Source organism: Pseudomonas sp. B14-6, from assembly GCF_013260315.1.
GTDB classification, from domain to species: Bacteria; Pseudomonadota; Gammaproteobacteria; order Pseudomonadales; family Pseudomonadaceae; genus Aquipseudomonas; species Aquipseudomonas mandelii.
Genome location: NZ_CP053929.1, coordinates 643,036 through 656,140, shown reverse-complemented (window position 1 = coordinate 656,140; position 13,105 = coordinate 643,036). Strand labels below are relative to the sequence as shown.

11 protein-coding genes and 2 pseudogenes are annotated in these 13,105 nt (G+C 62.0%); 9 read left to right on the top strand and 4 right to left on the bottom strand.

Features of this window, described 5'->3' with window-relative positions:
• Window positions 1-111: 111 nt before the first annotated feature.
• From HP062_RS03075 to HP062_RS03065, 3 genes and pseudogenes are all read right to left on the bottom strand, one after another.
• Complete coding sequence (locus HP062_RS03075; protein ID WP_172790800.1) at window positions 112-1,545, bottom strand: FAD/NAD(P)-binding protein; 1,434 nt, start codon at window positions 1,543-1,545, stop codon at window positions 112-114.
• 14 nt (window positions 1,546-1,559) lie between these two features.
• A pseudogene (locus HP062_RS03070) lies at window positions 1,560-1,824 on the bottom strand (ABC transporter ATP-binding protein); the annotation flags it as partial.
• Between the two features lie 35 nt (window positions 1,825-1,859).
• The gene (locus tag HP062_RS03065) at window positions 1,860-2,423 is read right to left on the bottom strand and encodes a helix-turn-helix domain-containing protein (protein WP_172790799.1); all 564 of its coding nucleotides are present in this window, start codon (window positions 2,421-2,423) and stop codon (window positions 1,860-1,862) included.
• Between HP062_RS03065 and HP062_RS03060 the strand changes: the two genes are divergently transcribed.
• From HP062_RS03060 to HP062_RS03030, 7 genes are all read left to right on the top strand, one after another.
• Window positions 2,418-3,443: a DMT family transporter gene (locus HP062_RS03060; RefSeq protein WP_172790798.1), complete on the top strand. Its 1,026-nt coding sequence runs from the start codon at window positions 2,418-2,420 to the stop codon at window positions 3,441-3,443. The two genes, HP062_RS03065 and HP062_RS03060, sit on opposite strands and share 6 nt — an antisense overlap.
• A gap of 270 nt (window positions 3,444-3,713) precedes the next feature.
• Window positions 3,714-6,632, top strand: a complete 2,919-nt coding sequence (locus HP062_RS03055; protein ID WP_154504430.1) for a monovalent cation/H+ antiporter subunit A — start codon at window positions 3,714-3,716, stop codon at window positions 6,630-6,632.
• The gene (locus HP062_RS03050) at window positions 6,632-6,976 is read left to right on the top strand and encodes a Na+/H+ antiporter subunit C (RefSeq protein ID WP_007986256.1); all 345 of its coding nucleotides are present in this window, start codon (window positions 6,632-6,634) and stop codon (window positions 6,974-6,976) included. Before HP062_RS03055 ends, HP062_RS03050 begins: the two co-directional genes overlap by 1 nt.
• Entirely contained in the window at window positions 6,973-8,658 is a 1,686-nt protein-coding gene (locus HP062_RS03045; protein ID WP_102595422.1) for a monovalent cation/H+ antiporter subunit D, read from the top strand. Before HP062_RS03050 ends, HP062_RS03045 begins: the two co-directional genes overlap by 4 nt.
• Window positions 8,655-9,143 carry a Na+/H+ antiporter subunit E gene (locus HP062_RS03040; RefSeq protein WP_145310302.1) on the top strand — a complete coding sequence of 163 codons (489 nt, stop codon included), beginning with the start codon at window positions 8,655-8,657 and terminating at the stop codon, window positions 9,141-9,143. The genes HP062_RS03045 and HP062_RS03040 overlap by 4 nt, the downstream gene beginning before the upstream one ends.
• The gene (locus HP062_RS03035; protein ID WP_007935991.1) at window positions 9,140-9,418 is read left to right on the top strand and encodes a K+/H+ antiporter subunit F; all 279 of its coding nucleotides are present in this window, start codon (window positions 9,140-9,142) and stop codon (window positions 9,416-9,418) included. Before HP062_RS03040 ends, HP062_RS03035 begins: the two co-directional genes overlap by 4 nt.
• Window positions 9,415-9,777 carry a Na+/H+ antiporter subunit G gene (locus tag HP062_RS03030; RefSeq protein WP_010459660.1) on the top strand — a complete coding sequence of 121 codons (363 nt, stop codon included), beginning with the start codon at window positions 9,415-9,417 and terminating at the stop codon, window positions 9,775-9,777. The genes HP062_RS03035 and HP062_RS03030 overlap by 4 nt, the downstream gene beginning before the upstream one ends.
• 128 nt (window positions 9,778-9,905) lie before the next feature.
• Here HP062_RS03030 and HP062_RS03025 read toward each other — a convergent pair.
• Window positions 9,906-10,342: pseudogene (locus tag HP062_RS03025) on the bottom strand (DUF3995 domain-containing protein).
• A gap of 95 nt (window positions 10,343-10,437) precedes the next feature.
• Between HP062_RS03025 and HP062_RS03020 the strand changes: the two are divergent.
• Both HP062_RS03020 and HP062_RS03015 read left to right on the top strand, forming a co-directional pair.
• Window positions 10,438-10,824, top strand: coding sequence for a DUF2946 domain-containing protein (locus HP062_RS03020; protein WP_077749714.1), 387 nt, complete (start codon window positions 10,438-10,440; stop codon window positions 10,822-10,824).
• An 89-nt stretch (window positions 10,825-10,913) separates the two neighbouring features.
• Entirely contained in the window at window positions 10,914-13,061 is a 2,148-nt protein-coding gene (locus HP062_RS03015) for a TonB-dependent siderophore receptor (protein ID WP_172790797.1), read from the top strand.
• The last annotated feature ends 44 nt before the right edge of the window (window positions 13,062-13,105 follow it).

The following is a 13,105-nucleotide window of genomic DNA, read 5'->3' as shown; positions in this document are numbered from 1 at the left end:
GCGGCGGCGCAGTGACGCGCCGCCCTGTGAAGATTACGACCGCAGGGGGTTGGGATAGTGCAAAGCACCTGAAGCTGCACTGACTGCGCAGCCTCACAGGCTCGATAGCCGCTACAGCGGCCGGGCAAGGCGTTCGGCGAGGGCTTTGGCCTGACTGGCGACGTCGGTGACGGCCGTGCTTTCCCACCACATGCCGCGCAACGGCGGGCCCATGGCGAACAGCCGTTGGGCGACCTGTCCGTCGGCGTCCAGCACGGCGCCATCAACCGCCGCCGCAATCCCCAACGCCAATGGCCCCGGGCGAATCAATCCGCGCGCCAGCAGTTGCTGTGGTAGCGGTCGGGCTACCCGGCGCCAGTCGTATTCGATGCCGCTGGAATTGATCAACGCTGCGCCGCTGACCACCGTGGTTTCAACCTCGCCACGACGGCGGATGCGGATGCTCACCCGCCCCTCGACCGTCGATTCCAGCCCTTTGAACGACGCCGCCTGGATCCGCAACCGCCCTTCCTTGTGCAGCCGCGCCACCAACTCGGCACTCAACGGTGGCGAGCGGTGGTGATGACTTTCCCACCAGGGCCGCACATGCCGCACAAACTGTCGGCGCTGCACGTCCGTCGCCTGATTCCACAACCGGCCGATGTGCGCCCGCACGGTATCGAGCGGCGCCTGCCAGTCGATGCCTTGAGCGAGGGCGTCCCGGCAATGCCGACGCAGTTCGCGCACCAACTGTCGCGGGGTGCGAATGCTCTGATCCTCAGCGAGAAAATCCACCCAGGCCGGCGGCTGCCGACGCACGTGCGGCAGCAAGCCGTGCCGGGAAAACACTTCAATCGGGCCAAGATGCCCGGCCTGCTCCAACGACACCACGGCATCGACCATGGTCAGGCCCGAACCGATGATCAACACCGTCGACTGCGGGTCCAGCCGGCGCATGGCCGCGACATCCCAAGGATCCAGCGCCGCAGCGTTCAAACCGCTGGATTCGGTCTGCGGGGTGCGCGCAGCGGGAAACATCCCCGTGGCCAGCACCGCGTAAGCGCCTTGCAAGCGCTGCCCATTACTCAAGGTCAGCCATACCGAATCATCCCCGGTTTGCAGATCGACCACCTCGGCCCGCACGTGCTCGACCGTCGAACCGTCCACCGCCCCCACCGCCTGCGCTTGCGCCAAGCGCTGCTGCACGTACACCCCGAACAGGCCCCGGGGCGGGAACAACTCACTGATCGGCACATGCTGCTCATCGGATTCCGGCCAGCCACCGGCCGCGATGTGTTCGGTAAGCCATTGGGTCAGGTCGTCAGCGTTGTCCGGGTCAACGCTCATGCGCGCAGCGTTGCCGTTGAGCGTATGGCCCAGCTCGACCGCGCTGTACGCCTCGCCCCGCCCGAGTTCCGCGCGCGGCTCGATCACCAGCACCGAACGCTTGCCAGGCAATCGCAACAGCTGCGCCGCCAGCATCGCGCCGCTGAGGCCGCCGCCGACGATCAGGATGTCCGCGTGGCGGATGGCGTCGGTCGCCTGTGCGCGCTGGGTTTGAGTCATGGCGTTCTCACTGGTCAATGTTTACCTGAATAGAAACCGGGCAGGTCGCCCCGCGCCAGCAACGACTCGGCCGGTATCGAGGGCGCAGGCCGTCGATGCGTAGTTGAGTGCCAAGTTAATGTTTTGCTCGGCAATCAGGAAGCTCACCTGCTCGGCACGATTGAGTTGCGCAACGATCTCGACAATCTCCGGGACGATAATAGGCGCCAAACCCACGGATGGTTCATCAAGCAGTACCAAAGTAGGACGTGTCATCAGCACCCGGCCGATGGCGACCAGGTAGCTCATCGTTTCCGCTGAGCGATAGTCCGCAGTCAAATCACCACGTTTCGCACAAACCGCGTCGCCACAACCCCATCATTGCGGTAGGCATGCGGCTGGTTGCTGGGGAACATGTAGAACTCGCCGGCGGCGATCTCATGCGGCGTGTCGCCCAGCATCAAGGTCAGGCAGCCTTCAAATACAAAGATCTGCTCACTCCAGCCCTCGGCATCCGGTTGCGAGGGGTAGATTTCTCCTGGCTGCAGGCACCACTCCCATTGCTCCACTTCGCGGGTAGCGGTGGCTTTGGACAGCAGAACGGCTTTGCTCCCGGGGATCGTACCGGCCCAGGCCACTTCGTTGATACGGCTCGGATCTCGGGCATCCGGCGCCTGGATCAAATCACTGAACGCCACGTCCAGCGCTTCGGCCACGCGATCGAGGGTGGTCAGGCTGACGTTTTTCTCGCCAGCCTCGATCGCCACCAGCATGCGACGGCTAACTCCGGACTTTTCGGCCAGCGCGGTCTGGCTCATGTCGGCGGCATGGCGCAGGCGTCGGACGTTATGGCTGACGTGCTGGAGGACCGAAGCCCGCGGGGTAGAATCTTTGTGCACTATATTGCTCACTCGGTGGGGTTGGGCAGTATACTGCGCAACATTCGACGCATTGTGCGTCGCCCTCAGGTAGCGCGCAAGGTCATGACGTCTGTGAACCCCTCTCACACTTCTCCCCGTTTCTCTCGGTTCAGCAAGGCCGAGTGCGTGCTGGTGCTGATCACCATGGTCTGGGGCGGGACATTCCTGCTGGTGCAGCATGCAATGACCGTCAGCGGGCCGATGTTTTTCGTTGGCCTGCGCTTTGCCGCGGCGGCAATCATTGTTGCGTTGTTCTCATGGCGTCACCTGCGGGACCTGACCCTGTTCGAACTCAAGGCCGGTGCCTTTATTGGCGTGGCGATCATGCTCGGTTACGGCTTGCAGACCGTGGGTTTGCAAAGTATTCCCAGCAGTCAGTCGGCGTTTATTACCGCGCTGTACGTACCCTTCGTGCCGTTGCTGCAATGGCTGGTGCTGGGGCGGCGTCCGGGGCTGATGCCGAGCATCGGGATCATGCTGGCGTTTTCCGGGTTGATGTTGCTGTCCGGGCCTGCGGGCGCTTCCTTTAATTTCAGCCCCGGTGAAATCGCCACGCTCATCAGCGCGGTCGCGATTGCGGCAGAGATCATTCTGATCAGCACCTATGCCGGTCAGGTCGATGTGCGCCGGGTGACGGTGGTGCAACTGGCGACCACGTCGGTGCTGGCGTTCCTGATGGTGGTGCCGACCCAGGAAGTGATTCCGGATTTCTCGTGGTTGTTGCTGTGCAGTGCACTGGGCCTGGGCGCCGCGAGCGCGGCAATCCAGGTGGCGATGAACTGGGCGCAGAAGAGCGTATCGCCGACTCGGGCGACGTTGATCTATGCGGGCGAGCCGGTGTGGGCCGGGATTGTCGGGCGGATCGCCGGGGAGCGGTTGCCGGCGATTGCTCTGGCGGGTGCGGGGTTAATTGTGGCGGCGGTGATAGTGAGTGAGTTGAAGACGAAGGGTAAGGCAGCTGCGACCGAAGAAGAGTTGGAACGGGAAATCCAAGGTTAAGCTTTAAGATTTTCAGTGCCTGGCGGATTGCCTTCGCGGGCAAGCCTCGCTCCTACGGGTTTTGTGTCGATACCCGAACTTGCGAACGACACAAAACCCGTAGGAGCGAGGCTTGCCCGCGAAGGGGCCGGACCTGCTAAAACAGTCCTTCGCAACACTGTAAATCCGGCTTTTCCCGTCTACCTTGAAGGATTCTGCGACAGCTTGGCGTTTGGTGATCCGGGAGCTGGCACGTATGATGCTTCACAAACTTCCGCAGATTAGAAGCCTATGTCCCTGATAGTTCTACTGCTTCTGCCTTTTATTGGCAGCTGTCTGGCGGCTTTGCTGCCACACAACGCGCGTAATACCGAATCTTTACTGGCTGGCCTGGTGGCTTTGATTGGCACCGTCCAGGTTGCCCTCTTGTACCCGCAAATCGCCGATGGCGGCGTCATTCGTGAAGAATTTTTCTGGCTGCCCAGCCTGGGCCTGAACTTCGTCCTGCGCATGGACGGCTTCGCCTGGCTGTTCTCGATGCTGGTGCTGGGCATCGGCACGCTGGTTTCTTTATACGCCCGCTATTACATGTCGCCGGACGATCCGGTGCCGCGTTTCTTTGCGTTTTTCCTGGCGTTCATGGGTGCGATGCTCGGGTTGGTGATCTCCGGCAACCTTATCCAGATCGTGTTTTTCTGGGAGCTGACCAGCCTCTTTTCATTCCTGTTGATCGGCTATTGGCACCACCGCGCCGATGCGCGACGCGGCGCCTATATGGCACTGATGGTCACCGGCGCGGGCGGTTTGTGTTTGCTGGCGGGGGTGATGCTGCTCGGCCATGTGGTCGGCAGCTATGACCTGGACAAGGTCCTGGCCGCCGGCGACCTGATTCGCGCGCATCACCTCTACCCTATCCTGCTGCCCCTGATCCTGATCGGCGCCCTTAGCAAAAGTGCGCAATTCCCCTTCCACTTCTGGCTGCCCCACGCGATGGCGGCGCCGACACCGGTTTCGGCTTATCTGCACTCGGCGACCATGGTCAAGGCCGGGGTGTTTCTGCTCGCGCGGCTCTGGCCGTCGTTGTCCGGCAGTGAAGAATGGTTCTACATCGTCAGCGGCGCAGGGGCTTGCACCCTGTTGCTTGGCGCGTACTGCGCGATGTTCCAGAACGACCTCAAGGGTTTGCTGGCCTACTCGACCATCAGCCACCTCGGCCTGATCACCTTGTTGCTGGGACTTAACAGTCCGCTGGCCGCCGTGGCCGCCGTGTTTCACATCCTCAACCACGCCACATTCAAGGCCTCGCTGTTCATGGCCGCCGGGATCATCGACCATGAAAGCGGCACCCGTGACATCCGCAAGCTCAGCGGCCTGATCAAGCTGATCCCGTTCACCGCCACCCTGGCCATGGTCGCCAGTGCCTCGATGGCCGGTGTGCCGCTGCTCAACGGCTTCCTGTCCAAAGAGATGTTCTTCGCCGAAACAGTGTTCATCAACGCCACGGCCTGGGTCGAGATGACCTTGCCAATCGTGGCGACCATCGCCGGTACTTTCAGCGTCGCCTACTCGCTGCGCTTTACCGTTGACGTGTTCTTCGGCCCGACCGCCACCGACCTGCCCCACACCCCGCACGAACCGCCACGCTGGATGCGCGCGCCGGTGGAGTTGCTGGTGTTCGCCTGTCTGGTCGTGGGGATTTTCCCGGCGCAAGTGGTCGGCCCGTTGCTGTCCGCTGCGGCCCTGCCGGTGGTGGGCGGCACCTTGCCGGAGTACAGCCTGGCGATCTGGCACGGCTGGAACGCGCCGATGATCATGAGCCTGATCGCCATGTCCTGCGGCATCGTGCTCTACCTGCTGCTGCGCAATCAGCTCAAGCGCGGGCGTTTCAAATACCCGCCGATCATTGGGCGTTTCAACGGCAAGCGCCTGTTCGAACGCAGCCTGGTGGTCATGATGCGCCTGGCCCGTCGGCTGGAGCGGCGAATCAGCACCAAGCGCCTGCAAACCCAATTGTTCCTGGTGGTCCTCGCGGCGGTGTTCGCCGGGTTGATTCCGATGCTGCACAGCAGCCTGAGCTGGGGTGACCGGCCGAAGATTCCGGGCTCGATCGTGTTCGTGACCCTGTGGCTGCTGGCGATTGCCTGTGCCCTCGGCGCGGCGTGGCAGGCCAAGTATCACCGGCTCGCCGCCCTGACCATGGTCAGCGTCTGCGGCCTGATGACCTGTGTCACCTTTGTCTGGTTCTCGGCCCCGGACCTGGCATTGACGCAACTGGTCGTGGAAGTGGTGACTACGGTGCTGATCCTCCTCGGTCTGCGCTGGTTGCCACGGCGGATCGAAGAGGTGTCGCCCCTGCCGAGCACCCTGCGCAAGGCGCGCATCCGCCGGATCCGCGACTTGCTGCTGTCGAGTGTCGTCGGTGGCGGCATGGCGTTGCTGGCCTATGCGATGCTGACGCGCCAGACGCCCAACCACATTTCCTCGTTCTACCTCAGTCGCGCCCTGCCCGAAGGCGGCGGCAGCAACGTGGTCAACGTGATGCTGGTGGACTTCCGTGGTTTCGATACCCTCGGTGAAATCACTGTGCTGGCCGCCGTGGCCCTGACCGTCTTCGCCCTGCTGCGCCGCTTCCGACCGCCGAAAGAAAGCCTGCAATTGCCGGCTCAGCAACGCCTGCTGGCGCCCGACGTGGTCACCGATCTGGTCAACCCGCGCCAGGCCAGCGACACCGCGCTCGGTTTCATGATGGTCCCGGCGGTGCTGGTGCGCCTGCTGCTACCGATTGCGGTGGTGGTGTCCTTCTACCTGTTCATGCGCGGGCACAATCAACCGGGTGGCGGTTTTGTCGCCGGGCTGGTGATGTCGGTCGCCTTCATCCTGCAATACATGGTCGCCGGCACCCAGTGGGTCGAGGCACAAATGAGCCTGCGACCGTTGCGCTGGATGGGCACCGGCCTGTTGTTCGCCACGATCACCGGGCTCGGCGCGATGGCGGTCGGGTATCCGTTCCTGACCACCCACACCTGGCATTTTGAACTGCCGGTGCTGGGCGACATTCACATCGCCAGTGCGCTGTTTTTCGACATCGGCGTGTACGCGGTGGTGGTCGGGTCGACGCTGTTGATCCTCACCGCCATCGCTCACCAATCGGTCCGGGGTCACAAGACCGCTGCCCTGCCCAGATCCGTCGCCACCAAAGGAGCCGTCTGATGGAAGAAGTCATCGCAATCGCCATCGGCGTGCTCGCCGCGTCCGGCGTCTGGCTGATCCTGCGGCCACGGACGTTTCAGGTGGTGATGGGCCTGTGCCTGCTGTCCTACGGCGTCAACCTGTTCATCTTCAGCATGGGCAGCTTGTTCATCGGCAAGGAGCCGATCATCAAGGACGGCGTGCCCCAGGACCTGTTGCACTACACCGACCCGCTGCCGCAAGCGCTGGTGCTGACCGCGATCGTGATCAGCTTCGCCATGACCGCGCTGTTTCTGGTGGTGTTGCTGGCCTCGCGCGGCTTGACCGGGACCGACCACGTCGATGGCCGGGAGCCTAAAGAATGAATGCGATGACGCACCTGATCGCGGCACCGATTCTGCTGCCGCTACTGACCGCCGCCCTCATGCTGATGCTCGGTGAGAAACACCGCCCGTTGAAAGCCAAGATCAACCTGTTCTCCAGCCTGCTGGGCCTGGGGATTTCCGTACTGTTGCTGCAGTGGACGCAAGCCACTGGCGTGCCCGGTTCGATCGGCGTCTACCTGCCGGGTAACTGGCAAGTGCCATTCGGAATCGTGCTGGTGGTCGATCGCCTGTCGGCGTTGATGCTGGTGCTGACCGGGATCATCGGCGTCAGTGCCTTGCTGTTCGCCATGGCCCGTTGGGACGGCGCCGGTTCGAGTTTCCACGCACTGTTCCAGATTCAGATGATGGGCCTTTACGGCGCGTTCTTGACGGCGGATCTGTTCAACCTGTTCGTGTTTTTCGAAGTGCTGCTGGCGGCCTCCTACGGCCTGATGCTCCACGGTTCGGGCCGGGCGCGGGTGTCCTCGGGCTTGCATTACATCTCGATCAACCTGCTGGCGTCGTCGCTGTTCCTGATTGGCGCGGCGCTGATTTATGGCGTCACCGGCACGCTGAACATGGCCGACCTGGCGCTGAAAATCCCGCTGGTGCCGGAAGCCGATCGCGGCCTGCTGCACGCCGGCGCGGGGATTCTCGCGGTGGCGTTCCTGGCCAAGGCAGGGATGTGGCCGCTGAACTTCTGGCTGGTGCCGGCCTATTCCGCCGCCAGCGCACCGGTGGCGGCGATGTTCGCGATCATGACCAAGGTCGGCGTCTACACCTTGCTGCGCTTGTGGACCTTGTTGTTCTCCGGCCAGGCCGGGGCGTCGGCGTACTTTGGTGGCGACTGGCTGATTTACGGCGGCATGGCGACCATCGTCTGCGCCGGCGTGGCTATCCTCGCCGCGCAACGACTGGAACGCATGGCCAGCCTGAGCATTCTGGTGTCGGCGGGGATTCTGCTGTCGGCCATCGGCTTTGCCCAGCCGAACCTGATCGGCGCGGCGCTGTTCTATCTGGTCAGCTCGACCCTGGCGTTGAGCGCGTTGTTCCTGTTGGCCGAGCTGATCGAGCGCTCCCGTTCGGCCAATGAAATGCCGCTGTTCGACGACGGCGACCTGCTTCCACGGCCGATGGAATCCCTGCAACCGCCCAAAGGCATCAACCTCGATGACGAACAGAAAGCCGTGGTCGGCCAGGTGATTCCCTGGACCATGGCCTTCCTTGGCTTGAGCTTTATTGCCTGCTCGCTGCTGATTATCGGCATGCCGCCGTTGTCCGGGTTTATCGGCAAACTCAGCCTGTTGAGTGCCCTGCTCAACCCGTTGGGGTTGGGCAATAGCACCGATGTGCCGATATCGAACGCGGCGTGGGGCTTGCTGGCGTTGCTGATCCTGTCCGGGCTGGCGTCGTTGATTGCCTTCTCGCGGTTGGGCATCCAGCGTTTCTGGACACCCGAAGAACGGCCATCACCGTTGCTGCGACGCTTCGAGTGCGTGCCGATCATCGTCCTGCTGGGGCTGAGTGTTGCGCTGACCTTCAAGGCCGAACCGCTGATGCGCTACACCCAGGCGGCCGCTGATGCCTTGAACAATCCGCAGCAATACGTGATGGCGGTACTGGGCACGCGTGTGGTGCCGAGCCCGGAAGCCAGGGCGGCGATGCTGGAGGTGCAGCCATGAAGCGTCTGTTTCCGGCACCGTGGTTGTCCCTGGCATTGTGGCTGTTGTGGCTGGTGCTGAACCTGTCGATAAGCCCCGGCAACTTGTTGCTCGGCGCGGTGCTGGGGTTCTGCGCGCCGCTGATGATGCGCAAGCTGCGGCCGCTGCCGATCCGCATTCGTCGACCGGGGGTGATCCTGCGTTTGTTCTTCCTGGTCGGTCGTGACGTGCTGGTGTCCAACCTCGTCGTGGCCTGGGGCGTGCTCAATGCCGGTCGCCGTCCACCGCGCCCGCGCTTCATCAAGGTCCCGCTGGACTTGCGCGATGCCAACGGCCTCGCGGCACTGTCGATGATCTGCACGGTGGTCCCCGGGACGGTCTGGTCGGAACTGGCGCTGGACCGCAGCATTCTGTTGCTGCACGTGTTCGATCTGGAGGATGAAACGCTGTTTATCGAACACTTCAAGGCGACCTACGAGCGCCCCTTGATGGAGATCTTCGAATGAGCGAATTGCTGTCGAACGCGATCCTGCTGAGCCTGTTCATCTTTTCGCTGGCGATGATCCTGACCCTGATTCGCCTGTTCAAAGGCCCGTCGGCCCAGGACCGGGTTCTGGCACTGGACTACCTGTACATCATCGCGATGCTGATGATGCTGGCGCTTGGCATTCGGTATGCCAGTGACACTTACTTCGAGGCGGCGCTGCTGATCGCCCTGTTCGGCTTCGTCGGCTCGTTTGCCCTGGCCAAATTCCTGCTGCGTGGCGAGGTGATCGAATGAACGCGGAACTGTCTCTGTGGGTTGAAATACCCGTGGCGATCCTGCTGGTGCTCGGCAGTCTGTTTGCGCTGATCGGCGCCATTGGCCTGGTGCGGATGAAGGATTATTTCCAGCGTATGCACCCGCCGGCACTGGCCTCGACCCTGGGGGCGTGGTGTGTGGCGCTGGCCTCGATCATATATTTTTCGGCGCTGAAGTCCGGGCCGGTGCTGCATGCCTGGCTGATTCCGATCCTGTTGTCGATTACGGTGCCGGTGACCACATTGCTGCTGGCGCGGGCGGCGCTGTTTCGCAAGCGCATGGCGGGGGATGATGTGCCGGCTGAGGTGAGTAGTCGGCGCACAGAAAGCGGGAGTTAGTTCGGAAGATTTGTGTTGGATGTCAGGGCCTCTTCGCGGGCAAGCCTCGCTCCTACAGGATCGTGGGAAATCACCAACGTGTGATCGACACAAAACCTGTAGGAGCGAGGCTTGCCCGCGAAGCTTTTTCAGATCCAGGCAACAGCCAACAACCCGGCCCCCAACACCACACACAGCGGCGAATAAGCCCAGGTGTCGAGTCGGGCAAACTTCGAATCCTTGACCTGCTTGAAAAACCCGATCAGATTCGAATCGCCGATTGCCCGGGCAAACATCAGCATCGCAATGGCGCTGATTACCCATTGCAGCGACCAGTGATGCACCGTCGGCAAGTACAGGCCGACCCGCAGGCATACCAGCATCGCGATCAACAGCAATCCCACCGCGACCAGCAACGTGGCAAACCCCGACGGCTTGAAGGCCGGCCTGGATTCCCCTCCCCCTCTGGCGATATTCGCGGGACCGCTGCCTCGCTACCTAACTTGCCGCCTGCCGCCCAGTACAGGTGGATCAGGCTGATCAACAGGAAGATGGCAGCCATCCATTGCGCGATCAATAGGCTCATGTTCAGACATCCAGCGTGAAATGTCGCAGCAGGATGAACTTCATTGAACGATTTTGTAAGGGTATTCGTCATCGACGATGATAAAGTGCCGCTCCATGAAACTCGCCCGAACTGATCGCACATTGATGGCATGGATGCTTTATTGCTGCGTCCTGTTCAATGTGTTCGCCTGCAGTATCGGTCACGGGCAAATGGTCGGGATGCAGCTCAACGGCATCGGCGGCCCGTTCTGTTCGGTTGATCCGGCGACCCAGGCGCCAGTTTCCTCGAACTCCTCGGACGACAACCTGCCGACCCTGTCCAAAGCCTTTGGTTGCCCGCTGTGTTCCACCGGCGGCATGGGCCCGGCGCTCAACTCCAGCCTGACCCTGGCGATACTCCCGGAGCAGCACAGCCCGCCTCTGGCTGTCATCGCCAACGCTGACCTCCCCGCCCGTTTCACCTGGCCCTCGGCCAATCCTCGCGCTCCGCCTGTCGCCTGAATTTCTTCGCCTTTCCCGATCAGCCCACTGCGCCAACGCGTGGCGTTCGCTCGTGCGCTGTTTCTTAGCCAGGAATTCAGGATTCATCGATGAAACATGCTGCTTTGTTAGTAAGTCCTTTGCTGGCCAGCCTGTGCGGCTGCCTGTCTGTTAACGCTTGGGCGCAATCCACCGTCGACCTCGCACCGATTACCATTGATGGCGAAGCGACGACCGAGCCAGGGCTGAGCCTCGATCAGTCCAGCGGCATGGCCTCGCGTCTGGGCTTGAGCGTGCGGGAAACCCCGGCATCAGTCGCCATCGCCAACCGCCACGACATCGAGCGCCACGGCGCGCAAAACTTCCAGGACGCCGCCAACACCTTGCCGGGTGTCAACGCCAGCGCACCGCCGGGTTTCGGCGGGTTCGTTTCCTACCGCGGTTTCACCAGCGGTCAGATCACACAGATGTTCAACGGCATCAACGTCTCTGGCGGCCTCGCCCGGCCAGTGGATGCATGGATATACGATCGGGTCGAACTGGTGGGTGGCCCCTCGTCGCTGATCAATGGCGCCGGCTCCGTGGGTGGCTCATTGAACTACGTGACCAAACTTGCGACCCGCGAAGAGCAAGCGGTCGAAGGTCGTGTCAGTTACGGGACTTATGACACGACCGAGACCGCGTTCGGCCTTAACCACGCACTCAGCGAGGCCGGGGATGATGTGCAGCACTACGCGCGCCTCGACGTCAGCCACAACACCGGCAATGGCTACATCGACCGCCAGGAGCGCGATGCCTGGAGTGTCGCGTTTTCGCTGCTCAGCGACCTGACGCCCAACCTGTCCCACACCCTCGCGCTGGAATACCAGGACGAACACGAAGACAGTCCTTACTGGGGCACACCCGTGCTCAATCCCAAGGCGGGCGAGCTGAAAATCGACAAACACAATCGTTTCAACAATTACAACGTTGAAGACGGGCGTTACGAGCAGCGCACGATCTGGGCTCGCTCGATCATCGACTACCGGATCACCGACAGCACCACCCTGCGCAACACGCTTTACCACCTCGACAGCCAGCGCGATTACCGCAACCTGGAAACCTATCAGTACAACGCCGACAACAGCGCGGTGAATCGCTCCACGGCGTATCAGGTCCGGCATCAGGGCGAACAGAACGGCAACCAGTTCGAACTGCGCCACGACAACACGCTATTGGGTCTGGAGACCACCTGGTCTGGCGGTTTCGAGTACAAGGTCAACCAGACCACCAACTCGCCGTTGAACGTCAAAGGCGCAAGCACCGTTGACCCGAATAACTTCCAGCCGGGGCACTTCTACGACATTCCCGGCACCCGACCGGGATTTGTCAGCGACAAGACCAACGAGGTCACCACCAAAGCCCTGTTCGCCGAAAACCGCCTGGCGTTGACCGACAAACTGGCGTTGCTGACCGGCCTGCGTTACGACGATATCGACCTGGACGTGACCAATCACCGGCAAGTGACCGCCAGCAATCCCCGCCATTTGAAACGCAGCTGGGAGCCGGTGACGGGAAGGGTCGGCCTGACCTACCAGTTCATTCCCTCCGCCAACGTCTACGTGCAATACAGCACCGCTGCCGAACAACCTAACGGCACGCAGGATTTCGACGTGTCCACCGGCAAGCAATGGGAAGTCGGCAGCAAGTTCGATTATCTGGACGGGCGCGGTTCGGCAACGGTGGCGGCGTACACGATTGAGCGCAAGGATTTCGCAGTGACCGATCCGCTGGACCCGACCCTCAGCATTCCAGTGGGTCAGCAGACGTCGAAGGGGATTGAATTGGCCAGTTCGTTGCAAATCACCGACAAGCTGTTGGCCGAGGGCAACTTCGCGTGGGTTGACGCACAGTACGACGCGTTCACCGAGAAAAATGCGGCGGGCGTGGTGGTATCACGCAAGGGCAACACGCCGACCAATGTGCCGGACCGGGTCGGCAATGTGTGGCTGACCTATGACTTCGCACCGCAGTGGCAAGGGGGTGTCGATGCGCGCTATGTGGCCTCAGTGTTTGCCGACAGCGCCAACACCATGACGGTGCCGTCGTACACGCTCTACGGCACGTTTCTCCGTTACGAGGTCGACCGCCACACCACCGTCACCGGCCGAGTGCGAAATCTGACCAACGAGGTGTATGCCGAGTTTGCGCATGTATCGCCGGCGTATTACCTCGGAACACCGCGAACGTTTGAGCTTGCGGTGCAAACGCGTTTTTAACCCTGCACATGTCTTGTGGCGAGGGAGCTTGCTCCCTAGCCACA